Raw genomic sequence first — 25472 nt, forward strand, 5'->3', positions numbered from 1 at the left:
TCCCACCCGCCCGTGGCGACTCATGGCATTCCTGACGAAAACCACCCCGCCCCGACGCCGGACACCCGAAACCTAGAGGCGCTCCGGCGGCACCGGTGCGAGGGCGGCGGCAAGATCGTGGATGCCCTGGTGATCACGGCCCTGGATCCAGACCTGGGTGCCGGCCCGTTCGAACCGCAGATGGCCCTGCTCGGGGTCGGCGGCGGGCGACCACCAGCGCGCGGGGGTGCCGTCCGGCAACACGATCGTCTCCCACTCGGCCGGGTCCGCCATCCTCGCTCCCCGGGACTGGGTGAACCACAGGCGACGGTCGGGTGGGCGTCCCCCGGCGGGATACGCCATCACCGCGATCCCGTCCTCGTCGTCAGGATCGACGCTGCCGAAGTAGGCCTCGTCGCGTGGAGCGAGCAGGGTGAAGTCCGCCTCGCCGGCCAGCGCCGCCAGCGGCCGCGACCGGCCGACGGGCGGCTCGGACTCGTCAACCGTGCCGACGGTGTCCAGGTCGAAGCGGTCCGCGTCGACAGGTCCGTCGACCTGCGGGTGGCGCAGGGTGGCCCGCTCGACCTCCTGCTCGCCGGACCAGGCGGTCAGCTCCAGCAGCAGTCCGGTGGCGTCGTCGACGACCAGGTCGTAGGCGTCGCCCTCGGGAAGGCCGTGGACCTGACGGAGCGCACCCGGCTCGCGCAGCACCCCACGCAGCCAGGTCGCCCGCCGCCCCTCCCGGTCCCCGGCGGCACGGACGGACAGCGACAGGGCGGACAGGACCTGCCAGGGCCGTACGAGCACAAGCTCGGAGATCCACAGGGCGACAAGCCGATTACCAGGCTCGGAGGGCGGCGAACCCTGCACCTGACCGTCGCGACGCCGGCGCCACTGCTCGCCCCGCACCACGATCGCCGCGTCGTCGTCGTGCCAGTCGATCCGCAGCAGGTCCGGGGCGGCCAGCAGGGAACCGCGCCGCTGCTCCACCGCCGCGGGCGTCCTGCACGATGCGGGGGCGCCGGGCGGCGAGATCGCGGCGGGCAAGCCGAGCGCCGCGTTGGTCGCCTTCTGCGCCGCCGCGCGCGCCTCGCCGTCGACCCGCCAGTGCAGCTCGGTCCGCAGGGACATCCACCGTTCGGCGGACGTCACCATCGCTTCCAGCGCGTCTCCCAGCACCGTCATGATTAACACGGTGGCACAGGATCGGCCACCGGTTGGCGTGGATCGATTACCGCGGCGACGTCGGCCTGACGCTGCTCGCTCGGTCCGCACACCCCGCGCCTCCATGCCGGGGTCGACACGCAGGACCGGTGCTCGCGGTCGTGCTTTGTGGGAAAGCCACAAGGACAGGCCGCCGACCTCGGCGCCGTCAGAGCTGGGCCGGGCGCGGCGCGGCTGCGAAGGTGAACCCCGGACAACGGCAGCGGGACCGTGACATGGCCGTCCCGCGCCACCACGGCAGCGGCAGCGAAGGGGAGACAGGGTGGTGCACGACACAATCGTCGTCACGGGGATGGGTGCGATGACCCCGCTCGGAGGCGACCTCGACACCACGTGGAGCGGGCTGCTCGCGGGCAGATCCGGCGTCACGGTCCTCGAGGACGACTGGGCGGCGGACCTGCCCGTCCGCCTCGCCGCGCGGCTGCCCGTCGACCCCGGCGCGTCGCTGCCCCGCAAGGAAAGCCGCCGGCTCGACCGCTGCGAACAGATGGCGATCGTCACCGCCCGCGAGGCGTGGGCGCACGCCGGACGGCCCGAGGTCGACCCGCAGCGCCTCGCCGTCGTCATCGGCACCGGCTACGGCGGGGTGGCCTCCACCCTCGGCCAGCACCGCATCGTCGAGGCGGGCAGCGCCCGCAAGATGTCCCCCCACGCGGTGATCATGCTGATGGCCAACGGGCCCGCCGCCTGGGTCAGCATCGACCTCGGCGCCCGCGCCGGCGCCCGCACCCCGGTCAGCGCCTGCGCCTCAGGCGCCGAGGCGATCGCCATCGGCATGGAGATGATCCAGCACGACCTCGCCGACGTCGTCGTCGCCGGCGGCGTCGAGGCCGCCATCGACAACCTGCCGTTGGCCGCGTTCGCGCAGATGCGGGCCCTGTCAACCCGCCACGACGATCCCGCGGCCGCCTCCCGCCCCTTCGACGCCGACCGCGACGGCTTCGTCCTCGGCGAGGGCGCCGGCATCGTCGTGCTGGAACGGCAGTCCTTCGCCGCCGCCCGCGGCGCCCGGGTGCACGCCGTCGCCGCCGGCGCCGCGGTCAACTCCGACGCCCTCGACATCGTCACCGCCGACCCGGCCGGGCAGTCCCGCGCCATCAGCACCGCCCTGACCCGGGCGGGCCTGGCCCCCACCGACATCGGCCTCGTGCACGCCCACGCCACCTCCACCCCGGTCGGCGACCCGCTGGAGGCCGAGGCGATCGCCGAGACCATCGGCACCCACCCGGCGGTCACCGCGACGAAGTCGATGACCGGCCACACCCTCGGCGCCGCCGGCGCCATCGGCGCGATCGCGACGATCTGCGCCCTGCGCGACGGCGCGATCCCCCCCGTGCGCAACCTCGATCGCCTCGACCCGGCGATCAAACTCGACGTGGTCACCGGCGCCGCCCGCCACGACACCGTCCACGCCGCCGTCGCCAACGCCTTCGGCTTCGGCGGCCACAACGCCACCCTCGTGTTCACCGCCGCCTGACCCGCACCGCCGTCTGACCCGCACTGCCGTCCGACCCCGCACCGCCGTCTGACCCAGCACCGCCCGAACGACCATCGGGGCCGGCCGCGCCGTGACGTCGGCCCCGCCCCGCCGTCCGTCCCACCGGTCACGGCGCCGACGGGTCCGTTGCGGCGTGCCGTGCGCCTTCCCTGCCCCCGATCCCGCGCACCGCACGCCGCGACCCGCCGCACAGCTCCAGGGCGTTGCGCGAACGCGAGCGTCGGGAGGTCGTCCACGGGCGCCATTGGCCTCGCGCCAGACGTCCAGCGCAGCGGGAAAATCGTCGTCACGGGCGAGACGGACCACCACCGGGGCCGGTTCCAGCGCAGAGTCCATGGGCTCAGGATCACCGCTTCCCCGGATGGAATTGCGCACCAGCTTTACCCACTACCGAGTTCACCGTCAGACCGCAGCCTCGGGGCTCGTTCTGATCAGACAGCGCCGGCCGCCGGACGGCTCGGACTGGCTGCGCCGGCGGCTCGCGCGAGGGCCGCGAGGGCCGGCGACGTGCTGTGGCCGAGCCCGACCTGTCAGCCGGCCGGGGTGATCGGCTTGTGCCAGATCAGGAGGTAACGCCAGAACAGCAGCCGTCGCACCCGTACGCCGGGCAGCACGGCAGCGGCCAGACGGGCGACCTCCCGAGTGGTCAGCGGCGGGTTCATGACCACCGGCATACTCGCGTGCGCAGGGTCCTTCGCGAACCAGCTTCCGCCTCCCAGTCCCAGGAGCCTGTTCGCGAAGAACACCGCGCCCAGCAGGCGATGTCCGAGCGCCGCGACGATCTCGACGGGCAGTTCGTGGCGCAGGTCCGTCCGGGGCAGAGCAACGACGGCCAGGACCCCGCCGGGCCGCAGGGCGGCCGCGAGCACCCCGAGCGCCTCCGCCAACGGCATGTGGTGCAGCGCGCTGATCGAGAAGATCGCGTCGTAGTCCTTGCCCGGCAGCGGGTCAGCCAGCACATCGGCGAGCACGCAGTGCACGTTGCGCGGGGTGCCTCGCCTCGCCTGCTCGATCATCTCGGCGGAACGATCGACGGCGTCGACCTGCTCACTGCGCTGGGCGAGCCGGGCCGCGAACGCGCCGGCGCCACAGCCGACATCCAGCACCCGCCGGCCAGGCTGCGGCAGCTGGCGCAGCAGCAGCCGCTGGTAGTAGGCGTTGTGACTCCAGTCGAACACAGCCGTACGCTAGCAGACGCTGATCATCGCCCGTTCCCGCCCCGTCGCCTACCTTCCCGGCGACTTCCGAGCAGCCGCCGCCGACCGCCCCGCTCCCGCGCGGCTCTTCCCTGCCCTCCGGCGGAGAAAGCGTCCGGGCGCCGAGGACGGCGAGCAGCGCGAGACGTTCGGCGTCGGGCGAGCCGGGCTCGGCTGTGTAGACCAGGATGCGCAGGTCGCTGCCCGCGACGCTGAGCACGTCGCAGTCCAGGGTCACGGCGCCCACCTGCGGATGATCGACGGTCTTGCGGCCCGCCGCGGGCCGGCCCACCGCACCGGAATCCCACACCTGCGCGAACCGGTCGCTGCGCGCGCGCAGCTCGGCGACCAGGCGACGCAGCCGCTGGTCCGCCGGATACCGGTGCGCCGCCGCCCGTAACGCGCAGACCTGCGAGACCTCGAGGTCGTCCTGGGACTGCGCGGTGTGGCGCACGCGGCTGGGCGCGCCGAGGAACGTGCGCCACACCGCGTTACGCTCGCTGCCGCGGCGCTGCCCCATCAACGCCGTGTACAGCGGGTTGGCCAGCAGCAGCGTCCACGCCGCGTCGCTGACCGCCACCGGCGTCCCCGTCAGCCGGTCCAGCATCCGCTGCACCCCCGGGGTGATGTAGGCGGGCACCGTGCCCTGGCCCGGCGGCACGAGCCCGGCGAGGCGGAACAGATGCTCACGCTCGGCCGCGGACAGGCGCAACGCCCGCCCCAACGCCTCGACGACCTGTGCCGACGGGTGGGTCGCCCGGCCCTGCTCGAGCCGGGTGACGTAGTCGACCGAGATACCGGCCAGCAGGGCGAGCTCCTCGCGGCGCAGCCCGGCCGCGCGCCGGTGGCCGCCGACGGGCAGCCCGGCCGCCTGCGGGGAGACCCGGTCGCGCCAGCGCCGCACCGTGCGCCCGAACTCCGGGTGCCGGAACTCCGTGGGCGCCACGGCACCACTGTGCACCCCGCCGCGGCGGACCGTCCTGGTACTGGCAGTCCCAGGAAGATCCGACGTCTGCCTGACCATCGCGGCGGGCCGCACCCTGAGGACATGACCACGACCTTGATCACCGGAGCGAACAAGGGTCTCGGCTTCGAGACCGCCCGCCGACTCCTCGCCGCGGGCCACACCGTCTACGGGCCCGGAGCAGAGCACCGCGGCCAGCTCCGGCCGCCAGCCCACCCCGAACCCGACCACACCCGTCACGCCGCGATCGTCGCAGCGCGCGGACCAGCGCGTCCTGTCGCTGTCGGCTACTCGTCAGACCTCCGCACCCGTGCGGACGCGGCCGGTGACCGCAGTCGAGGTGACCGCAGTCGATCAGTCGCGGCCAGCCCCGGACATCCTCGGCTCGCCGGCCGCCGCCCGGTCACGGGCGATGCCGCAGGGATCGTCGTGCGGGGGGGTGCACGGCTCGCACTCGGACTCGATCGTCACGTGCGTGATGGCGTACCGCTCGGCGAGCATCGCCTTGATCCCGTCGGACACCGCCCGCGCCTGCGCCAGGCTGGGATGACCATCCTCGACGCCGTCGAGATGGCCGAGCTCCAGGTGCACCGACGCGGCGAACACCCGGTCGGACAGGCTCCACACATGCAGGTCGTGCACGTCGAGGACATGGGTGTCGCGCAGGATGTCGGCGCGCACCGCGGCGACGTCCAGGCTCTCCGGCGTCGCCTCCAGCAGCACCCGCGACGCGCTGACCAGCAGCTTCACCCCCTGCCCGGCGATCAGCACGGCGATCAGCAGTGACACCAGCGGGTCCAGCCAGTACCAGCCGCCGACCAGCCAGATCACCAGACCCGACGCGGCGACGGCCACCGACACCGCCGCGTCCCCGGCCAGGTGCAGCACGGCCGCGCGGGTGTTCAGATCGGCGTCGCGTTCGTGGACGACCAGGGCGCTCACCACGTTGACGACCGCCGCGGCGAACGCGACGCCGACGACCACCGGACCGTCGACCGGGCCGTGCTCGCCGAGGCGGCGCAGCGACTCGACGGCCAGCAGGGCCGTCACCACCAGCACCGCCGCGGCGTTCGCCTGCGCGGCGAGCACCGGCCAGCGCACCCCGCCGAACGTGCGCCGCGCCGACGGCGGACGCTGCGACAACGTCAACGCCACCAGCGCGAGCACCACCCCGGCCGTGTCGGTCAGGTTGTGCCCGGCGTCGGCGAGCAGGCCGACGGACCCCGCGGCGAAGCCGGCCACCGCCTGCCCGACGACGATCGCAAGGTTCAGCCCGGCCGCCAGCCACAGCCGGCGCCGCTGCCGCGCGCCCCTCCGCCCCCCCGGCACCCCGTGACTGTGCCCGTGGGCGTGGGCGTGGCTGGCCTCATGGGCGTGGCTGGCCTCGTGAGAATGGTCCGTTTCGTGACCGACGTGCGGCTCGTGGCCGTGGTCGGGCGCGGTCATGACTCACCCACCCCCGCCAGGGACGCCCCGGCGGACATGCCCGCCCCGGGCCCGGCCGGCGCCGGTGCCACCGCCTCCGCGGCGACGGCGCCGCTGTCGGAGTGCACGTGCTCGGTGTCGACGGCGAGGACGACGTCGAGCAGGTCACCGAGCGCGTGGCGGAGCTTGTCGTCGGCGAGCTCGTAGCGCTGGCGGCGGCCCTCCGGGGTGGCGACGACCAGCCCGCATCCGCGCAGGCAGGCGAGATGGTTGGACAGGTTCGTGCGGCCCACGCCGAGGATCTCGGCCAGCTCCGACGGGTAGGCCCCGCCGGCCCGCAGCACCAGCAGCAGCCGCGCCCGCGTCGGATCGGACAGCGCGTGACCGAACCGGGCGAGCACCTCCGCGGGTGAGGCAACCTTGACCATGCCTCAACGATACAGCGGACACTGACATCAGCCAATCCTGACCTTTTCCCACCTTGTTTTCGGCGGACCATGGCCAACCTGCAGGCGGCGATCGAGGCCGGGTGCAGAGATCGCGGGAAGTTGGCGAGTGTCTCGGCTTGGTGAGGTTGTTGTTGGCGAGTCGGTGGCCGGCAGCAAGCGGCCTGCTTGGCGGTTGTCCATGGTCCGCCGCTGCGGGCAATGCGGTGGCCTTGGCGCCGTCCGGGTAGTCCTCACCGGTCATCCGGTCGGTGCCGTACAGCACGAACGGCGGAGGCACGTTGATTCCCTTCTACTTGTGATCAAGGGGTGGTGTACGGGAGCTCCGTGTGGGCCGGGGCCTGTTTCGGTTGTGTCGGTACGTGCAGGAGGTTGATGACGGTGGGGGCCGGGCGTACGGGCGTCAGGCTCCTGCACCTGCCGGCCGCCGTGGGGCCGGGTCTACCGCGGGCCGATCTTCATGTCTGTACGTGATCGGTGGGGTACGGCCTGCTCGGCTCGAGCCCGACACTGTTGATCGTGGTGTTCCGCGGAACCGTGCCGGCGCCGTCGGAGGCGAGCCCGGCGTGAGGACGACCCCGGATTCCATGGCCACGGTGTGTCCCCACGTCCCCCCCTCGACGCCTCGACGGTCCGGATCTGGTGGCGCAGACAAGCCGTCTGATCACAACCACATACCCGACCTGGTGGCACGGACCCGAGTCCCGGAACCTTCGCAAGTTCAGCCTGACTGAGGGGTCTTCGCGACGAACCCACGGCCCTTTCGATGATCGGGTTCGAGGCCGAGGCGGGTTCGAGGCTGAGGCGGGTTCGTGGCGCGGCTGGTCCGCGCGGCGCGGGTGCGGGCCGCGGGCCCGGATGCACCGCGGCCGTGGCTGGCGAAGGTGAGCCTCCAGGGGTGACCGCAGCCAGACCGCCGTAGCCTAGACCGCCTGCGGGGCGGCGGCTGTGCAGCGGCATAGTGTCGGCTGTGCTCGACTGGGATCACAACGTCTACTACCAGCGGCTGCTGCTGCGCCACCTGCCGCGGCCCTGCCGGCGGGTGCTCGATGTCGGCTGTGGCGCCGGAGCGTTCGCGGCCCGGCTCGCCCAGCGCGTCGAACAGGTCGACGCCGTCGACCGTTCCGTGCGGATGATCGAGGAGGCGAGGCGTCGCACCCCCGACAACGTCACCTGCGTTCTCGCCGACGTGCTGGTCGATCCGCTGCCGGGCAAGGACTACGACGCCATCGTCTCGATCACCGCGCTGCACCACATGCCGTTGGAGGACGCGCTTGAGGTGCTCGCGGCTGCGCTGCGGCCCGGAGGGGTCCTTGCCGCCGTCGTCCTTCCCCGGCTGGACCTGCGCCGGGAGTGGCCTGTCGAGATCGTCGCGATGGTCGGATATCGCCTGCTTGGCGTCATCTTCCTGGCGAACAGGCTGCTGCGGGGTACCAGCTCGTTCGCGAAGGAGCATCACACGCGCACGGGCATGCCCGTGGTCCTGGATCCGCCGCTGACCACGCGCCAGGCCGCCCGCGTGGCCGCCGCGGTGCTGCCCGGCGCGCGCGTGCGACGGCTCCTGTTCTGGCGTTACCTCCTGATCTGGGAGAAACCGATCCTCCACGACAGCAGCCCCGCCGCGGCGCGGCCGTCGCCGACGACCAGGTAGCCGAACGCACCTCCCCGATCTCCCGTGCGTGGCGGGTTGCCGACGCCCCGGGCGGCGTGCTTGGTGGGGGCTATGTGGCCGAGCGCCGCCCCGACCGGCCGGTACCGCCTACCGTCTGCTGCTGGCGCCTGACGGCGGGGCCGGCCGGCGGCTAGCGCAGATGCCGGGCGAAGAACCGGGCCCCGGCGTCGATCTCGAACGACGGAACGCCGGTGTGCCCGCCGAGATTGGCGTGCAGCGTCTTCTCCCTGGTGCCGAAGGTGTCGAACAGGTCCAGGGCCGACTGCCGGTCGTTGCCTTCGTCGTCCCACTGCAGCAGGACCTGCAGCGGAATGGTGACCTGGCGGGCCTGTTCGACCAGGGTGGCGGGCACGAAACTCCCGGCGAACAGATTGGCGGCCGAGATGCGCGGCTCGACCACCGCCAGCCGGATGCCGATGGCGATCACTCCCCCCTCATACCCGACCGGGCCGCCGATCTCGGGCAGCGCCAGGAGGGCGTCCAGGGTGGTCTGCCATTCCGGGACCGCCTTTTCGACCAGCGGGAGGACGAGGGCGTCGACGATCTCGTCGACCGGTTCGCCGGCCTCCATCGCCCGCCGCAGGTCGGTGCGAGCCTGCTCGCCGGCGGCCGAACGGGGCCGGTCACCGCTGCCGGGGAGCTCGATGGCGGCCGCGGCGAAGCCGTACTGCGCCGCGTAGTGCCGGGCCCGGGCCGCCAGTCGGGGGTGCATCGTGTGCAGTCCGCCGGGGTGGCCGACCAGGATCAGCGGGGCAGGTGCGGATGCGGATCCGGGCGTCCACAGGATGCCGGGGATCTCGCCGAGGGTGAATGCGCGTTCGAGGACGCCGTCGTCGAGGCGCTGTTCGGACGTGAATCGCATGGTCGTGCCTTTCGGGAGCGTTCGTGAACGGCGCTCCCGGACGACCTATCGTCCGACCGTGACCCCGGAGGGGAGCACCCATGTCGATACTGCGTTCACGGGTACCACCTCCTCGTCCTCTCGCACGGCCGCCAGAAGAATAGCAGTGGTCGCCTACTTCGATCATCGCCTGGTAGGTGGGGTGGATCGCGTTCATGACGGTCATCGGCGAAGGTCGCGCGCGGGACTGGCCCTGGCGCGGTTGAGGGCGGCTGTCTCCTGGCGGGTGATCTCGATGGCGGTTTCCAGGTGCCGGGTGAGGAAACGCAGCTCCTGGGTGGAGTAGGTGGCGTGGAGCCGGTCGAAGGCGGCCCCGATGCCGAGATAGACGTTCTCGCGAGCGGCCAACCCGGCGAGGTCCACCGTGACAACGACCTTGCGCCCATCCTGCGGGTCTGCCTGCCTGCGGGCGAGCCGGTGGTCCTCCAGGCGGTTGATGACGCCGGTGACGGCTCCCGAGGTCACGGCCAGCCGCGCCATCAGGGAGCCCGCGGTCTGCGGCCCGTCGCGCAGCAGGATACTCAGCGCCTTCATGTCGGTTACCCCGAGGCCGTACGTCGCGGCAGCGGCCTGGTGGAACAACGCGGTCTGGGTCGACTCGATCTCTCCGAGGAGCCGCAGCCGTTCGATCAGGTCCTGCCGGATCTCGGCGTCCGGGTCAGCAGTCACCCTCTCATCGTGACACCGACCGTGACATCGAAGTCTCTTAGTCACTAAGATAAGTGCGTGTCTCAGGATGCGGAAGTCGCCGACAGCGTGGTGCGGGCCGCCGATGGCACGCCCATCGGGTACCACAGCCTCGGTTCAGGGCCGGGCGTGGTCGTCGTGCACGGCGCGATGCAGGCAGCGAGGAGCCAAGCGGACCTGGCCGAACTGCTCGCCACGAGATACCGCACCCACCTGATCGACCGTCGCGGGCGCGGCGCGAGCGGACCCTACCCCGACGCGGTCACGACCGCCGTGGACGTCGGCGACCTCCACGCCGTGCTCGCCGCGACCGGCGCCCGCCGGGTCCTGGGTATCAGCTCCGGCGCGATCATCGCCGCGAGGGCCGCCCTGGCCCACCCGGAGATCATCGAACGCCTGGCCCTGTTCGAGCCGCCCCTCTCCCTCGACGGCTCGATGCGCCTCGACCTCGCCCCACGGATGGACGCCGCGGTCGCCGCGGGTGACCTCGCGACCGCGATGGGGCTCGGCATGAAGATCTCGCAGATGGGCCCGCCGTGGATGTTCGGCCTGCCGGTCGGTGTCCTCGCGGCGTTCTCCCGCCGGATGCTCACCTCCGCGCAGAGACGTGCGCAGGCCGAAGCACTCCCGGTGGACTTCGCCATCGTTCGCGAGAACGCGGACCGCATCGCGGACTTCGCCGCGATCGCCACACCCGTACTGCTCATCAACGGCAGCGCCACCCGGCCGTTCCTGCGCACGGCCGTGACCGGCCTTGCCGCGATCATCCCCGGTGCGACGCACGTCGAGCTCCCCGGCCAGACGCACGCGGTCACCCAGAACCGCGACGAGCGCGGACACCCCGACGCCATCGCACCGGCATTGCTCGACTTCTTCCAGTAGCCGGGAGTGCCAGTAGCCGGATGACCGCTACCTGGCCTGACAGGAGGTCTGTCCCATCCGGGGATCGTTGAGCCAGCGTCGCCACGGGTCGGCGATGAGGCGGGTGAGCTGCTCGTAGCCGGCCGCCGCGGGGTGGGCGCCGTCGCCGGCGGCGATCCCCTGCTGCCAGGACTGTTGTTCTTTCAGCGCGGCGAACACGGTGAGGTAGGGAACGTTCTTCGCCGCGCAGACGGTGGCGTACTGCTCGTCGAGTGCGGCGACGCGTCCGTCTCTGCCCGGGTCCCCGGAGGGGGGCGGTCCGACCATCAGCACGGGCAGGGTCGGCAGCGTTTCGGTGAGCAGGGTCCTGAGGTTGTCCACCGACTTCTCGGGAGGGACACGCAGGCCCTGGCCGTCGTGGGTCATGTCGTTGACGCCGAACGACAGCACCAGCCGGGCCTCCGGCGCCTCGGACAGGCGCGGGAGGCACTCCTGGCGCCACCGGGCCCGTATCTGCGCGGAGGTGTTTCCGCGGATCCCGAGGTTGTAGGCGGTGAGGTGCAGGCTCCTGCTCTCGGTGCGTGCGGCCAGGCGTCCGACCCAGCCCAGGCCGGTGGGATCGCCCACACCCGCGGTGAAGGAATCCCCGAGGAAACAGACCCGCACGTCTCTGATCGCCGGTGGTGGGGGCGGCGACGTCGGGTCGGTGAGCGCCCGGGTGAAGGCGACGCGAGGAAGTCCGGGGCCGTCGTAGTCGCGGTGGACGGCGACACCGTCGATCGTGGTGTCGCCGGGATCGACCTGGAAGCCGAGGCCGGTGTGGAACGCCAGCGAGGCCGTGTTTCCGGGGCTGGTGACGCACCGCACCCGGCGGCAGCCTCGGGCGGCCGCCAGGCGGAAGAACCGCCGGTAGACAAGCGCACCGACACCGCGGCGGCGCAGTGACGGATCGACCCCGACGAAATGGATGTAGGCGACCTCGGGCTGGGACTGCGACACGAACCCGATGAGGAACGCCACCAGCCGGCCGTCGTCGCGTTCCACCAGGAAGCTGCTGTCGGTGAAATGCTGGAAGAACAACCGCGGGAGCAGCAGGCTGCGCTGCAACGACCCGGCGTCGCCCTGGAAACCCGCCCACCAGGCGTCCATGACGGCCAGGACACGCCGCTGATCGTCCGGGGTGGGATGGCGCAGCACCAGACCGTCCGGAAGCTCGTCGATCACCATTCCACCCTGGCAGAAGCGTGCGCATCGCCGCCAACACTTTTCAGAAGCCCGGCGCCGCGCACTCCGGAACACATCAGTCCCGGCGGCCCTGAATGAGCCAGATGGCCGAGTCGTACAGGACGCCTCGTTCGGTGTGGTGCTCGGCCAGGTCGGCTCGCAGATCGGCGAGCGCGCGGTCTTCGGCGGCGGGGTCGAGGTCGCGTACCAGCCCGGCATGCTGGGCGGAGACGAACCGGAAGGCGTCGTCGGGGTCGGGACCGAAATACATGGGCTCGACGAGGCCCTCCAGTCGAACGTCGCAGAACCCGGCAGTGTTCAACAGCGACCGGATCCGGCTGGGGTCGCTGAGGGCGAACGGGCTCGGCGCGTCCGACGGTGGGACAGGTATCTCCCGGCCAGCGGCCAGGCAGGTGAAGAAGGCTTTGAGCCAGTCGTTGCGCTCGAACGGCTGCCAGGTCAGCAGAACGATGCGCCCGCCGGGACGCAGGGCGCGCGCGAGGTTGGTGAAAGCGGCGACGGGATCACCGAAGAACATCACCCCGTGCCGGCTGACGGCGACGTCGAAGGCTCCGGCAGGAAAGGGATGGATCTGCGCGTCGGCCTGCTCGAAGGTCGCGTTCGTGACGTGCTCGCGTTCGGCGCGCCGGCGGGCCAGCTCGAGCATCTGTGCGGACAGGTCCACGCCCAGGACAGAGCCGGCGGTGGCGCAGCGGGCGGCGTCCAGGGTCGTCCGTCCACTGCCGCACCCGACATCGAGCACGGTCGCCGTCTCGTCGATCGCGGCCGCAGCCAGAAACCGATCGCGGTATGCGGCGACCCCCTCATCGAAGCGATCGGCGTTCGCGACCCAGAAAGCGCCTCCCTCGCCGTCCCAGCTGGCGAACTGGGTAGCGTTCGACGCATCGACGCCGAGCTCGGTGACCATGACGCCCACTCTGTCAGAGCGCCGGTTGGCCCTACGACCCTGGCTGGGTGGGTCTCCCCGCACATTTCACGTGATGGCCGCGCGGGGTGAAGCCGGCGCGGCCAGAGATGCGGCTGGCAGCAACAGGGAGCGCCAGAACCAGCAGTTCGAACAGAAGGCTCCCGGCGACACCCGCCCTCGCGAGGCCATTGAGGGCATCCGCTCCACGCGCGCGGACAGCTGCGGACGGGGCCGCTGCGCTCCCTTGCCTTCGCGGCCCTCGCCGCCGCACGGGACGTCGCCGATCCGGCTGCCACCGCCCCCGCCAGCCTCCGCGCATCGCGGCCCTGCTGACAGCGACCACCGCCGAGGCACGCCCCCGCAGGCGGGATCAGGCGTCGAACAGGGCGCTGACCGACTCGCCGTTGTGGATGCGGCGGATCGCCTCGGCCAGCGGCGGCGCGACCGTGAGCACCTCCAGCTTCGGCACCCGGTCGTCCAGCGGGATCGGCACCGTGTTCGTGCAGACGATCTCCACGACGTCCGGCTGGTCGGAGATCCGCTTGAGCGCCCCGGCGGAGAACAGCCCGTGCGTGCACGCCACCCGCACCGAGCGCACGTCGAGCTCGCGCAGCCGTTCGAGCAGCTCCAGCACCGTGCTGCCCTTGGCGATCTCGTCGTCGAGGACGATGACGTCACGGCCGGCCACGTCCCCGATGACCGTGCTGATGCTCACCCGGTCGTCGGCGAACCGCTGCTTGGCCCCCGCCGCGACCCGCACCCCGAGCATCCGCGCGAACGCCGCCGCCTCCTTGGCGTTACCGAGGTCCGGCGACACCACCGTCGTGTTCGACAGGTCGTGGCGGCGGAAGTGCTTGGCGAGCTCCCGCAGCGCGTGCAGATGGTCCACCGGGACGCTGAAGAAGCCGTGCACCTGCGGCGAGTGCAGCGTCATCGCCAGCACCCGGCTCGCCCCGGCGGCCACGAGCAGGTCCGCGACGAGCCGCCCGCCGATCGAGATCCGCGGCGCGTCCTTCTTGTCGGAGCGGGCGTAGGCGTAGTGCGGCAGGACCACCGTCGTACGCGCCGCCGACGCCCCGCGCGCCGCGTCCAGCATCAGCAGCAGCTCGACGAGGTTCTCCTGCACCGGCGTGACCAGCGGCTGGATGAGGAAGACGTCGCGCTCCCGGCAGTTCGCCGGTAGCTGCACCTCCAGGCAGTCGTTCGCGAACCGCTGGACCCGCACCCGGTGCAGCGGCACGTCGAGGTGCGCGCAGATCTCCTCGGCGAGGATGGGATGGGCACTGCCGCTGAAGACGGCGATGTCTCGCACGAACCGCTCCCTGTTCTCTTTCCCTGACCAGCCGGCATCGGCGCCCGGCCGGCCGGCATCGGTCGTCGCTGGCCTGGGCGCCGTCGGCATGGCCGGCGCCCGGTCGATCGCTCCGGATGCTACCGATCGTGGCGCGCGGGCGGCGGGATCGGGCGCAGAGCTCACGCGGCCCGCAGGAGTCAGGCCGCGCGCAGCGCGTCGCGCAGCGCCACCCGCGTCCCCGAACGCTTCACCGCGTTGCCGTACACCCGCCCGGCCAGCCAGACCAGCGCCGCGATCCACGCCAGGGTCAACGCCAGCGCGACCAGCACCTGCCAGACCGCCACACTGCCGATCCCGATCACCATCGGCATCAGGATCGGCGCGAACAGCGGGATGATCGCCAGGGCGAGGATCAGGCCGCTGTCCGGCGACGACGGCAGCACCGAGATGCCCAGCACGTACGGGATGAGGATCATGGCGATCATCGGGGCGGTCACCCCGCCGGCGTCCTCCTGACGCGACACCAGCGCTCCGGCGGCGGCGAACATCAGTGCGTACATCGCGAACCCGACCAGATACCACAGCAGCGCCAGCGCCACCGACCCCACGGCGACCCCCGCCGGGATGTCGAGTTCCCCGGTGGCCAGCCCCAGCCCGACCCCGACCACGCCGATCAGCACGAGCTGGCCGAGGGCCACCACGCCGATCCCCAGCACCTTGCCCGCCATGAGCTGCCACGGGCGGATGACGGCCAGCAGCAGCTCCACCACCCGGCTCGTCTTCTCCTCGATCACGCTCTGTGCCACCACCGGGCCGAAGATCAGCAGCGAGATGTAGATCAGACCACCGGCGAGCAGTCCGAGCACCAGCCGGGCCCCGTCCCGCTCGGGCTGCGGGCGCAGCGCCGTGACGGCGACCCCCGCCGTCGCGACCGCCCGGCCCACCGTCGCCGGATCCCCGCCGAGGGCGGAGATCTGCCCCTCCAACGCCGCCTGGCGGGCCGCGACGGTCAGCACGGACGTCAGCGAGTCCCCCAGCTCGGAGTCCACCACCACCCGGTAGCCGCCGCCCGCCCCCGCGGCCCCGTCCGTCGGCGGCGCGACCAGCACCAGGGCGTCGACGTCCCCGTCGAGCACCGCCTGCCGCCCGGCCGCGGCGTCGGCGTAGGTGCGCACCGCGACGTCGACGTCGAGCGAACGCGCCGCCGCCACGATCGCCGCCGCCTGCGTGCCGTCCGCCGCCGTCACCGCGACCCGCTGCGCGGACGAACCGCCGACGGCGGTGGTCACCAGCACGCTCGCGGCGATCGCGACGACGAACAGCGCCGTGGTGATCTGGAACGCCCGCGACCGCACCCGCGTGCCGACCTCCCGGCCGGCGACCAGGCGCAGCACCCGCGACGCCCCCAGCTCCCCCGTCGACTCGTCCGGCCCGCCCGCGCCGTGCACGCCATCGCCGTGCGCGCCGACGTCCGCCGACGCCTCCGGCCCGGCGCTCACGCCGACCGGCCCGTGGACTCGACACGCGCCTCGGACCGGCCGGCCTCGGCGGCCTGCGCCGCTGCCGATTCCGCCCGTGGCGCGCCCACCGAGGCCACTGCAGCCGGCTGTCCCCCGCCGCCGCCATCCTCGCCGCCGCCGAGGCCGCCAGCGCCGCCAGCGCCGCCGGGGCTGTCGGGTGCGCTCACCACGTCGCGGAACAGCTCCGCCAGCGACGGCCGGCGGGGATGGAACTCGTGCACCGGACCGCTCGCCAACGCCGCGCGCAGCACCGCCTGATCGTCCGCCCCCGGCCCGAGCTCGAGCACCGTGCGTGACCCGTCCCGCCCGCGCACCCGCACCCCGGCCAGAGCGTCCGCCCAGCCCGCCGGCGCGTCCGGGGCGTCCACGACGAGCCGCCCGCCGCCGCCCGCCCGCAGCTCGTCGACCGACCCGCAGGCGACCATCCGACCCGACCGCACGATCCCGACCCGATCACACAGCCGCTCGACCAGGTCGAGCTGATGGCTGGAGAACACCACCGGCACCCCGGCGGCGCGCCGCTCCCGCAGCACCTCGCTCATCACGTCGACCGCGACCGGGTCCAACCCGGAGAACGGCTCGTCGAGCACCAGGGCGACCGGATCGTGCACGAGCGCCGCGGCGAGCTGAACCCGTTGCTGGTTGCCGAGGCTGAGCTTCTGCACCTCGTCGTCGCGCCGCGCGGCTACGCCGAGGCGCTCGATCCACCGCGCCACCGCCCGGCGCGCGGCCGCCGGCCCCAGGCCGTGGAGCTGGGCGAGGTAGTGCAACTGCTCGGCGACCTTCATCTTCGGGTACAGCCCGCGTTCCTCGGGCATGTAGCCGATCCGCCGGCGGGTGCGCAGGGTCAGCGGCGCGCCGTCGTAGCGGACCTGGCCGGCGTCGGCGGTGACCACGCCGAGGATGATCCGCATCGCCGTCGTCTTGCCGGCGCCGTTGCTGCCGACGAACCCGAACAGCTCGCCGGCCCGCACCTCGAACGACAGCGCGTCCAGCGCCACGACCTCGCCGTAGCGCTTGGATACGGCGTCGACCTCAAGCCGTCCGTCGCCCATCCGCACCGCCCTCCCCCGCGATCTCGCGACCGCTTCGCGTCCCTGCACCAGGGACCGTTCGGACGAACATCCTCCCAGCAGCCCGGTCAGCGTGTTCGCGCCCACTCTCCGTCCGCTGACAGAGGTTGTTGGAGGCGGTGGCCAGGTGCTTGGTTTCGATGACTGTTTTATGATCAAATTTGGTTCACCGATTTCGTCAACACCGTTGATTATCTTGTTCAATTGGACCGCAGGACCGCACACCGCGCCAGCGGGTCAGGCAGCCGACTGCGGTCTGTCGGCGGCACGGTTCTGGTGCCGCCGACTGGCGACGCCTAGCAGCAGGAAGCCGGCGAGACACAGGATGCAGCCAGCCGCGGTGCAGGTGCGAGTCGCGGCGGAGGTGGCGCCGGCCAGGCGCGGAATCGTGTTGAGGGGCGCCGCGCAGTAGAACAACAGCAGGACCCAGCCGCGCGTGCGTATCGGCGCCAACCATGTACGCAGGCGGCGGGGCACCCTGTTCGCGGCCAGGACCAGTCCCGCGGGCAGCACCGTGAGGGAGAACAGGGCCAGGCCGATCCACTGCCACATCATGATGCGGGGACTCCTCTGCTGAGGCGCCGTGCTCGTGTTGCCGTTCGCGAGCGGCAACGACGATTACCCGTGATTGCGGGCTTGTCGCCCTATCCTGAGGCATGGACACCGTGCCCCCGGGTGACTACAAGTGGATCGTCGGGTTCTCGACGGTCAACCTCGTGCTGGCAACCGTGGGGTCCGCGGCCGTCCGCCGACGGTTCGGTGACATCGCAGCGCAGACCTTCCAGCGTCGCGCCGGCACAGTGGTCGGCGGCCTGTTCATCGTGTGGGCGGCAGTCTTCTGGGGCTTCTTCCCCTATGGCGTCTTCGGAGCGGGGCTGGTCCTGGTGTCGTTCCTCGTCGAGCGCTACCACCGTCAGCGGGCACGCGCGGACAGACCGCAGACCATGGACACGCGCTCACAGACACGCCGTGACGATCCGGCTACAGATCGATCGCGTTCGACAGCGGATTAATGCCAGGGCCCCTCGGATGTCCTGCTGACCACTCCCCCGGGCCGGTATCGGGCGCCGTCACCGCGACGGGGCGAGCACCCGCCATGGCGGGATCGACGAGCCGGCCGGCCCGGTCGGCGGACACCTGCTCGGCGATCCAGGCGGCGGCGAATGTCGTCAACATTGTTGATTATCTTGGTTGGTTGTCGACCGTGACGTGGAGAACGGAGCGGATCTGTGCTCGCTGGCCCGGTGACGGATCAGTCGGGGCGGCCTGCGGCCCTCACGCGGGTGCCGAGACGCGGTCGGCCACGAGGATGCGGCCGTTGCGCAGCGAGCGGCGGTGCTGGACCGGGGTGCCGAGATCCTGGGCGAGGGTGAGCAGGGAGTCGTCCTGGGTGACCGCGAAGCCGCGGACGCCGACGGCGCGGCGCAGGGCGGCCGGCGTCCACACCGAGCGGTTCGGCTCGCGGGTCATCGGATTCGCCTGCCGGGACAGGGCGCTGAGCAGGCGCGCCGCTCCCCGGCCGAGCGGCGCCGAGGGCGCCGGGGTGTGGTAGTGCACGATCAGGCGGCTGCCCGCGGCGGAGCGGTCGCCGACGATCCGCAGCGTCCGGGCGACCTCGCCGCGGGTGAGGTAGGGCACGACGCCCTCCCAGATCCAGATCGTCGGGACCGAGCGGCGGTGGCCCGCGGCGGCCAGCGCCGCGGCGAGGTCGTCGCGGCTGAAGTCCACGGGCACGAAACGCGGCGGCGCCCCCGCCGGCGCCAGCTCGCCGGCCCGGTCGCGCTTGTCGCGCTGCGACGCCGGATGGTCGACCTCGAACACCGGCGTGGCCGCGAGTTCCGCCATCCGCCACGCCCGCCCGTCCAACCCCGCCCCCAGGATGACGACCTGCGCCGTGGCAACGGGCACAACATCGGTCTCGACGCCGTTGGCAGGCACCGGGTCGGCCGGCATCGGGTCGGCCGACATCGGGTCGGCCGGCATCGCGTCGGCCACGGAGAGGGCTTCACCGGTGGCGGGCAATGCCTGGCGGACGGCCTCGTCGATCGCGACGGTGCGCGGCGCCATCACCTCGGCGCAGGCGCGCACCATCTCGAAGGTCAACCGCGGTCCCCAGCCCGCCGGCGCATCCCCGGATCGCACCTCGTCGACGATGCCCCGCTCGGCGGGAAGCAGGAACGCCCTCGCGGTCGGATCGTCGAAGCGACCCGGGGCGAGCCGCCCGTGGGCGACGGCCCGTCCCTGGCAGACCATCACCGCCGTGCGGCTGGCACCGCCCGTTCCGCCCATCGGCCGATGACCTCTCCCCCGCGGCCGGCCTGCGGCAGAGCCCCGTGCCCTCATCGCGCCCCTCCCTCGCCCTCCCCCGCCGGCCGCGGCCCGCCCCACCGGGCGGCCCCCGTCGACGACGCCGGAGTTCCGGCCCTCATCGTCGCAGCCCGCACGCCCCGGCCGCCCGACTAGGCCCCCGTTGGGGGGCCGCCGAGATACGGGAGAAAGGGGCAACGGGCGGCTGTAGCCCGGTGGCGTACGGCGTTGGGCCGCTCGGTAGCCTGCCGATCACTGTCGGCGATGCGGTGCGGGGTGGCTGGTGGCATCGATCGAGCGGACGGCGTATCCGCGGTTCAAGCGGACGATCTCGTCGCGGGAGTTGTACGACGGGTTCCACTCACCTCGGCCGGCAGGTGCATCCCCGCGGCGTCGTGATGGGCCCTGGCCGTCGTCGAGTCCACACTGACCAACGACAGGTCCACCGCATCCCGCTTCGCAGCCTCGGCGATCATGCCTTCCAGCAGGGCCGCGAAGACACCGGCGTCCCGCCACTGCCGGAACCAGTTGTGCACCGTCGGCCAGGCACCGAACTCGCGCGGCATCTCCCGCCACTGCCCGCCCGTCCGGAACCGCCAGACCACACCCTCGAACTGCGCCCGCAACCGCTGCGGGTACGGGCCGAACCTGCCGATCGGCAGGTACGGCTCGATCAACTCCCACTCGGCATCGGTCAACTGCACCCGCGTCATGCACCACGAACTACCGGATCACCCCCCGCCACGAGGACGAATCCTCCCAACAGATCACAACCAGATACGGGCCCTAGTAGGCGCGTGTCCGCGTCACGCCGACCACCGTGCACACCGGAACCTCTCCCGCAGGAAGCTGCAGGACGCCGTGCGCGGTCGACGTCGCGGTCTGTCCCGGGGCGAGCAGCAGGACGGTAGTGATTCCGGTGCTGCGCTGCCCCCACCCTTCCGGGCCCTGGAACGACACGGTGACGGTGTAGCTCGTGGTGGTGTGAGAGCTGTTCTGTACCCGAAGATCGGCGGCCGGGGCGCCGAGAAGGGCGTCCCGGCGGCAGCCCGCGACCGTCACCTCGCTGCGCCCCACCCGGTCGGCGTTCGTCACCGCCGTGCCGATGGCCATGCCGACACCGACACCGACACCGACGACGGCCAGGGCGACGAGCGCGAGCGCGAGCAGCGGCCGCACACCACGCCGGTGCAGCAGCGCCTCAACACGGTCAGCGAACCGTGACTGTCCCATGATCCCCCCGGTAGGACGTGATCCCGCACCCTACCGAGAGCCCAACTCCACACAGGAGAAGGCCAATCAACAGACTGACGCGGCGTCACCAACCTCCGACGGCGCAGAGGGAGCCCGCGCACCGCGCACGCTCCCCGGGAGCCATGGGGCGTGGCCGATGATGTCGATGCCACCCCCGCTACCCTGATCGTTCGATCATCGGGGGGACGATGCACATCCGTACGGCACTGCCCGCACTCGTGGTCCTGGCCGTGCTCGCGGCCTGCGGCGCCAGAACCGACCCGGCCGAGCCGAACACCGCCCCTGCTGCAGGTCCGGCTTCGACGACGGCCACGCCATCATCTGCACCCTCGACAACCACGACCGTGGTCCTGGATCAGTACGCCGACGCGGCCTGCCAGGCGGTGGCGGCCGCGCAGCTGGCTCCCTCCCCGGCGCCGGGTGAGGTGAGCGAGACCGCGAACCAGTTCATGATCCTCACGCTGCGTGCCGGTTTCGCCGCGTTGCACTCGACCACCCCGGGCTTCGGTCTGGCCTGGGCCGGGCTGACCGCGCCGACCACCTCGCAGGCCGGACTCGCCGCGCGACGGCTGCTGTGCGGCCAGTACGGCTGGGCCGGCTGACACGCACAGCGGTCGGTCCTCGCCCGCAGCGGCGCAGGTGAGGAAAAACCGACGTCGCGGGCTGGGTAGGCGCCCCGCAGCCGTCGCCTTGACCAGGGTGGGTTGACGCCGGTGTGAGTCGTTAGCCGTCGAGGAATGCGGTCAGGGTGTAGGTGCCGTGCCGGTCCAAATTGCCGCGGGCTCGGTCGTAGCCGCGGGTGGTGCGGGGGTCGGCGTGGCGGGCGAAGTCCTGGGCGTCGCGCAGGCTCGCGCCGGCGTCGAGCAGGAGCGTGACCGCGGTCGCGCGCAGGCTGTGCGGGGACAGCCGGGTCTGGGGCAGGCCGGCGCGGCGGCCGAGCTGGCGGACCTTGCGCCAGACCGCCGCCCGGTCGAGGCGGCGGCCGGTCGCCGTCGCGAACAGCGGGCCGTCGACACGGCCGTCGAGGTAGACGTCGAGGGCGTGCCCGGTCGTCGGGGCGACCACGATGACCGCGGCCTTCGCGCCCTTGCCGACCATGCGGATGATCCGGTGGCCGCGTTCGGTGTCGAGGTCGGCCACGTCCAGGCCGATCGCCTCGGACACCCGTAGCCCGTTGCGGAGCAGCAGGCCCATGAGCGCCTCGGTGCGCGGCCCGTCCGCGGCCGCGGCGGCGAGGAACGCCCGCGCCTCTTCGAGGGACATCCCGGGGGCCTGGTGCCGGTCGCCGGTCTTCGGCCGGCGGACCCGCGCGGCCGGCGAGGCGGTGATGACGCCCTCGTCCATCGCATAGCTGTAGACCGACGCGACCGAGGACAGCTTCCGGGCGATCGTGGTGGAGGCCTGTCCGGCGGTTTCCAGTTCGCGGGCCCACCGGTCGAGATGCTGGCGGCGCGCGGCGAGCGGATGGACGTCCCACCCGGCGCAGGCCCTCGTCCACTCGGTGACCCCGCGGCCGTACGCCTCCCGGGTCGTCGCCGCGAACCCGCTGTCGAGCCAGAGGGCGACCAACGGCGGCCACGGGTCGCCGCCGTCGGCCGGCACGAGCACACCCGGCTCGACGATCTCGGCGACTGCGGCGTCGGTGGACGGTGCGACGGCCTCAGCGAACATGATCGAAAGATACAACAGAATCACGGATCTGTTGTAGAAGTCGGGGCCGGCCCGGACCGGCCTCGTCCGCTATCGGCTCCCGGACGGACGGGACCGGACAGCACCGGCGCGACGTCAGGTCCTCGACTCAGGACTCCGTCCACGACACCGGCCGGTGTAGGGATCGGATCTACTTGGCCACTCGCCGTAGTGGTTGGCCAGTAGCACGGGTACTTGGCCAGCGGCCCGCAGCCGGCCGCGGCTGCTGCTTGGCATGGCTCCGGGGAGTCCTTGGGATGATGGGTCGGTGACGATTGATCGCCCGTCCAGGGCCACCGCGGACAGCGCCATTGTCGCGGCCGAAGCAGGTTCACCCCTCGTCCACGGGTCCTGCACACTGTCCCGTGACCTGGCGGTACCGCCAGGTCGTGTCTTCGCGGCCTTCTCCGACCTCGCCCTGCGCCAACGCTGGTTCCGCATACCCAGCGAACCCGGGACGGCCCATCACGAGCTGGACTTCCGCGTCGGCGGATGCGAGATCGCCCGCGGCACGTTCGCCCCCTCGGGCGTTCCGGAGCAGATCGAGTATCGCTCGGAGTTCCTGGACATCGTCCCTGACGAACGTATCGTGTTCACCTACACGATCATGCTCGACGGTCACCGCCGCTCCGTGTCACTCGTCACCGTGGAGCTGGCCGCCGAGAGAAGCGGCACACGCGTGACCCGTACCGAACAGTACGTGCTCCTTGTCCTCACGGGCGACGGCCAGGTCGATGTCGCCCACCTCGAAGGCAGTATGCGGTTGCAGTTCAACGGCTTGGAGTCGGCCGTAGTCCGTTCCTGAGCGGTGGCCAGGTAAAGAGACTCGGTCTCAAGGGCGCTGTTCCGCCTCAGCCCACAGCCTGTCCGGCGGACATGATCTTTGAGAGTGGGCGCCACTGGTCACGGCGTTGCGGGCCTCACGCTGAAGCTGCTGGGCGCGGTCAATCTGGCCAACTATGACGGCGGCCAGCGTGCTGGTGCTGGCCAACAACAGCGTTTCACCAGCACTGAGTGGCCATCTTCATCCGATCCCTACAGCCGGACGACCCCCACCGGAAGATGCGTCCGATCGTCACCTTGAGCGGCGTCTACCTGCTCCTGGGTCAGATCCCGGGCGCTGGTGAGGTTCGCCCCGCCCAGCTCGGCGCCGGTGAGGGTGGCGTTGGTGAGGTCGAGGTGGTCGAGGCTGGCGGGGCCGGTGAGATCGGCGCCGGTCAGATCGCTGCGGGGAACGCCGTCGCGATGGGGGAGACGGGCGAGGACCTGGACAGCGGCCCGAATGTCCGCGGCCGGGCGGACCGGCGGCACCGGGGGCTCACCGTCGGCGGGTACGGGTGGACGCAGAGCGGGGTCGGTGCTGCGCGTCCGAATGAAGGCGGAGAGGACTTCCATGACGGTGCGCTGGTCGGGTGGGGAGTCGGTGGCGATGCGTTCCAGGGCGTAGATCCCCCCGAGGCGGACCGTGCCGTTGTCCGATCCGAGCAGGTCCACCGCGCGGATGAACAGCTCCCGGACGTGGGTGTTCTTGTTCGCCTCCCGCTCGCGGGCGTCCGCGGCCTCGTTCGCCCGGCGGGTTTCGGTGTTGGCTTGGCGGGTCTCGTCCAGTGCGATCAGCGCGCCGGCGACGGCGACCAGGGCGGCGGCCGCGGTCAGCAGACCGCCCTGCAACGCCGCCCGGGCCTGGACCGCGCCGTCGCTGGCACCCGGGTACATCCGCGCGGGCAGATGCCAGATCCCCACCACCGCGGCCACCGCACCCAGCCCGGCGAGTCCGGCCACCGCCCACAATCACCGCCGACCAGCCCGCCGGGCTGATCCCCCGCTGTCCGCCATGAGTGGGTTGTACGCCACCGACCGGACCGATCCTGTCTGTTATCGCGACCCAGACCAGGTGGGGCGGCTCGGCTCGATGCCCTCGGACCGTGCCCGACGCACCAGATACAGCGGGACACCCGGAGAGATCTTGTCGGATAGGCCAGCTCCAGCGAGACGGGCGGGCGGCGCTGTGTCCCACGGATCTGGTCCCTGGCAGGTCACAGCCCTGGACCCGGGCCATCTCCAACGGGACCGGACACCCGGCGCCCATCCAGGAGGTCGGCACCGTGACTCTGGCGCTCGTCGCCATACGACCGGATCATCGTGGACATGTTTCGGGCTGGGAGGAAACCACGATGACCGACAGCATGATCTTCATCGTGGCCGTCGCCGTCGGTTCCATCGTCGGCGTGGCCATGGGGGTCGTTTCGTTGCGGCGTGGACACCAGGCCGCCACACCCCAGGAAAAAGATCAAAGGCGCACCCGGGGCGGGCCGTCGTGATCATTTCTGGGCGCGGGAGCCTGATCGAAAGTTGAAGACGCGCGCGCAACGGGGCGTGCAATTCCCGTGCACGACGGCGTGCAGACCGGTGTGCACGGCCGTGCACACACGGCCCCAACGCGCGTACGCGGGTCGCCGGACGGGTGCTTGCATCCCGGTTGGTCTTGCTCGTGCGGACGCGGCCCCCGGCCGCCCCGGGTCCGGACACACGCCCGGGCCCGGAGGACCAGACACCAAACAGCCTCTGGTTCAGGTTCAGCGACCTTCTAGCCGCATGCGGGGGTCTCGCTGTGCTTGGCCAGTGCTGCACCGCGTTGGCTCTGGATCATCGCCGCTTCCCCTGCAGGACAGAGAAGGCCCCGATTGTCAGAAATCGCCGGGCTGCCATAACCCGCCGTCCCGAGGACGAACGTTCACGGCGCACCTTCATCTCCCGTCGTAGGAGGATTTTCGACGCTTCACCAACGGTTACAGCGATAGCGATAATAATGACGGCAGTGACGACCGTACCCGTCGTGACGGCCGTACCCGTCGTGACGGCCGTACCCGTCGTGACGGCCGTACCCGTCGTGACGGCCGTACCCGTCGTGCTGGCCGTACCCGTCGTGACGGCCGTACCCGCCCTGCTGGCCGTACCCGTCGTGACGGCCGTACCCGCCCTGCTGGCCGCCGCCGTTCCAGGTGCCGCCGCCCTGCTGGCCGCCGCCCTGCGAAGTACCGGGCGGCGCGGCTTGCGCCGTAGTGCTTGCCAGGACGATCGCGAAGACCGCGAATACCATTACTCCAAGACTCAGCACTTTCCTCATAAGGGTCACCATCTCTCCTTTCGTTGCCGTGATATTGGTCCCGACCACTCTCCAAAAGAAACGGTTTACCTCGCCATGAAATTTATTGCGACGTGAGGTTTAGAGCGAGGCCACTGGGTCCCTATCGGGATTTCTGCGAATGCGAACAATAGGCGGCTTCATGACGCGACGCCGAGATCGACCGGGCCCGCCCGCCTGGCCCT

Annotated in this window: 25 protein-coding genes and 1 pseudogene; 8 read left to right on the forward strand and 18 right to left on the reverse strand. The window is 71.8% G+C overall.

The genetic code is table 11. The features are described 5' to 3' along the window. Positions 1-72: 72 nt before the first annotated feature. Positions 73-1164: a hypothetical protein gene (locus AC5R91_RS02775; protein WP_495395510.1), complete on the reverse strand. Its 1092-nt coding sequence runs from the start codon at positions 1162-1164 to the stop codon at positions 73-75. A gap of 304 nt (positions 1165-1468) precedes the next feature. Here AC5R91_RS02775 and AC5R91_RS02780 point away from each other — a divergent pair, with 304 nt between their 5' ends. Next, a complete protein-coding gene (locus tag AC5R91_RS02780) occupies positions 1469-2680 on the forward strand; it encodes a beta-ketoacyl-[acyl-carrier-protein] synthase family protein (protein WP_495397883.1) in 1212 nt (403 codons plus the stop codon). Between the two features lie 551 nt (positions 2681-3231). Here the strand turns inward: AC5R91_RS02780 and AC5R91_RS02785 are convergent. From AC5R91_RS02785 to AC5R91_RS02800, 4 genes are all read right to left on the reverse strand, one after another. Beyond that, the gene (locus tag AC5R91_RS02785; protein WP_495397884.1) at positions 3232-3843 is read right to left on the reverse strand and encodes a class I SAM-dependent methyltransferase; all 612 of its coding nucleotides are present in this window, start codon (positions 3841-3843) and stop codon (positions 3232-3234) included. Further along, on the reverse strand, positions 3749-5101 hold the full coding sequence (locus tag AC5R91_RS02790; RefSeq protein WP_495395511.1) for a helix-turn-helix transcriptional regulator: 1353 nt from the start codon (positions 5099-5101) through the stop codon (positions 3749-3751). The genes AC5R91_RS02785 and AC5R91_RS02790 overlap by 95 nt, the downstream gene beginning before the upstream one ends. 114 nt (positions 5102-5215) lie before the next feature. Then, positions 5216-6307 (reverse strand): cation diffusion facilitator family transporter, encoded by a 1092-nt coding sequence (locus tag AC5R91_RS02795; RefSeq protein ID WP_495395512.1) that lies wholly within the window; start codon positions 6305-6307, stop codon positions 5216-5218. Continuing rightward, entirely contained in the window at positions 6304-6714 is a 411-nt protein-coding gene (locus AC5R91_RS02800) for an ArsR/SmtB family transcription factor (protein ID WP_495395513.1), read from the reverse strand. The genes AC5R91_RS02795 and AC5R91_RS02800 overlap by 4 nt, the downstream gene beginning before the upstream one ends. A gap of 988 nt (positions 6715-7702) precedes the next feature. Here AC5R91_RS02800 and AC5R91_RS02805 point away from each other — a divergent pair. Then, a complete protein-coding gene (locus AC5R91_RS02805) occupies positions 7703-8383 on the forward strand; it encodes a class I SAM-dependent methyltransferase (protein WP_495395515.1) in 681 nt (226 codons plus the stop codon). Between the two features lie 151 nt (positions 8384-8534). Here AC5R91_RS02805 and AC5R91_RS02810 read toward each other — a convergent pair whose 3' ends face one another. Further along, positions 8535-9266: an alpha/beta hydrolase gene (locus AC5R91_RS02810; protein ID WP_495395516.1), complete on the reverse strand. Its 732-nt coding sequence runs from the start codon at positions 9264-9266 to the stop codon at positions 8535-8537. A 201-nt stretch (positions 9267-9467) separates the two neighbouring features. Then, entirely contained in the window at positions 9468-9974 is a 507-nt protein-coding gene (locus AC5R91_RS02815) for a MarR family winged helix-turn-helix transcriptional regulator (RefSeq protein ID WP_495395517.1), read from the reverse strand. A 57-nt stretch (positions 9975-10031) separates the two neighbouring features. Here AC5R91_RS02815 and AC5R91_RS02820 point away from each other — a divergent pair, with 57 nt between their 5' ends. Next, entirely contained in the window at positions 10032-10874 is an 843-nt protein-coding gene (locus AC5R91_RS02820; RefSeq protein WP_495395518.1) for an alpha/beta fold hydrolase, read from the forward strand. A gap of 27 nt (positions 10875-10901) precedes the next feature. Here AC5R91_RS02820 and AC5R91_RS02825 read toward each other — a convergent pair whose 3' ends face one another. The 6 genes from AC5R91_RS02825 to AC5R91_RS02850 form a co-directional block, all read right to left on the reverse strand. Further along, positions 10902-12080: a GNAT family N-acetyltransferase gene (locus tag AC5R91_RS02825; protein WP_495395519.1), complete on the reverse strand. Its 1179-nt coding sequence runs from the start codon at positions 12078-12080 to the stop codon at positions 10902-10904. A gap of 73 nt (positions 12081-12153) precedes the next feature. Continuing rightward, a complete protein-coding gene (locus AC5R91_RS02830) occupies positions 12154-13005 on the reverse strand; it encodes a class I SAM-dependent methyltransferase (protein ID WP_495395520.1) in 852 nt (283 codons plus the stop codon). Between the two features lie 370 nt (positions 13006-13375). Beyond that, entirely contained in the window at positions 13376-14317 is a 942-nt protein-coding gene (locus AC5R91_RS02835) for a ribose-phosphate diphosphokinase (RefSeq protein ID WP_011604764.1), read from the reverse strand. Positions 14318-14496: 179 nt separating this feature from the next. Then, entirely contained in the window at positions 14497-15798 is a 1302-nt protein-coding gene (locus AC5R91_RS02840) for an ABC transporter permease (RefSeq protein ID WP_495395521.1), read from the reverse strand. Next, positions 15795-16874: an ABC transporter ATP-binding protein gene (locus AC5R91_RS02845; RefSeq protein WP_495395522.1), complete on the reverse strand. Its 1080-nt coding sequence runs from the start codon at positions 16872-16874 to the stop codon at positions 15795-15797. The genes AC5R91_RS02840 and AC5R91_RS02845 overlap by 4 nt, the downstream gene beginning before the upstream one ends. Positions 16875-17129: 255 nt before the next feature. After that, positions 17130-17447, reverse strand: coding sequence for a hypothetical protein (locus tag AC5R91_RS02850; RefSeq protein ID WP_495395523.1), 318 nt, complete (start codon positions 17445-17447; stop codon positions 17130-17132). 101 nt (positions 17448-17548) lie between these two features. Between AC5R91_RS02850 and AC5R91_RS02855 the strand changes: the two genes are divergently transcribed. Further along, complete coding sequence (locus AC5R91_RS02855; protein WP_495395525.1) at positions 17549-17905, forward strand: hypothetical protein; 357 nt, start codon at positions 17549-17551, stop codon at positions 17903-17905. A 262-nt stretch (positions 17906-18167) separates the two neighbouring features. Here AC5R91_RS02855 and AC5R91_RS02860 read toward each other — a convergent pair whose 3' ends face one another. From AC5R91_RS02860 to AC5R91_RS02870, 3 genes and pseudogenes are all read right to left on the reverse strand, one after another. After that, entirely contained in the window at positions 18168-19181 is a 1014-nt protein-coding gene (locus AC5R91_RS02860; RefSeq protein WP_495395526.1) for a class I SAM-dependent methyltransferase, read from the reverse strand. Between the two features lie 392 nt (positions 19182-19573). Beyond that, positions 19574-19912: pseudogene (locus AC5R91_RS02865) on the reverse strand (transposase); the annotation flags it as partial. 73 nt (positions 19913-19985) lie between these two features. Then, positions 19986-20432 carry a hypothetical protein gene (locus AC5R91_RS02870; protein ID WP_495395527.1) on the reverse strand — a complete coding sequence of 149 codons (447 nt, stop codon included), beginning with the start codon at positions 20430-20432 and terminating at the stop codon, positions 19986-19988. A gap of 365 nt (positions 20433-20797) precedes the next feature. Between AC5R91_RS02870 and AC5R91_RS02875 the strand changes: the two genes are divergently transcribed. After that, positions 20798-21055, forward strand: a complete 258-nt coding sequence (locus AC5R91_RS02875) for a hypothetical protein (RefSeq protein ID WP_495395528.1) — start codon at positions 20798-20800, stop codon at positions 21053-21055. 121 nt (positions 21056-21176) lie between these two features. Here AC5R91_RS02875 and AC5R91_RS02880 read toward each other — a convergent pair whose 3' ends face one another. Beyond that, the gene (locus AC5R91_RS02880; protein WP_495395529.1) at positions 21177-22124 is read right to left on the reverse strand and encodes a tyrosine-type recombinase/integrase; all 948 of its coding nucleotides are present in this window, start codon (positions 22122-22124) and stop codon (positions 21177-21179) included. Positions 22125-22410: 286 nt separating this feature from the next. Between AC5R91_RS02880 and AC5R91_RS02885 the strand changes: the two genes are divergently transcribed. After that, positions 22411-22947, forward strand: a complete 537-nt coding sequence (locus AC5R91_RS02885; RefSeq protein ID WP_495395530.1) for an SRPBCC domain-containing protein — start codon at positions 22411-22413, stop codon at positions 22945-22947. 230 nt (positions 22948-23177) lie between these two features. Here AC5R91_RS02885 and AC5R91_RS02890 read toward each other — a convergent pair whose 3' ends face one another. After that, positions 23178-23924 (reverse strand): pentapeptide repeat-containing protein, encoded by a 747-nt coding sequence (locus tag AC5R91_RS02890; RefSeq protein ID WP_495395531.1) that lies wholly within the window; start codon positions 23922-23924, stop codon positions 23178-23180. 323 nt (positions 23925-24247) lie between these two features. Between AC5R91_RS02890 and AC5R91_RS02895 the strand changes: the two genes are divergently transcribed. Next, positions 24248-24463 (forward strand): hypothetical protein, encoded by a 216-nt coding sequence (locus tag AC5R91_RS02895; protein ID WP_495395533.1) that lies wholly within the window; start codon positions 24248-24250, stop codon positions 24461-24463. 497 nt (positions 24464-24960) lie between these two features. Then, on the forward strand, positions 24961-25365 hold the full coding sequence (locus tag AC5R91_RS02900; protein ID WP_495395534.1) for a hypothetical protein: 405 nt from the start codon (positions 24961-24963) through the stop codon (positions 25363-25365). The last annotated feature ends 107 nt before the right edge of the window (positions 25366-25472 follow it).

This window comes from Frankia sp. BMG5.60 (assembly GCF_059428125.1).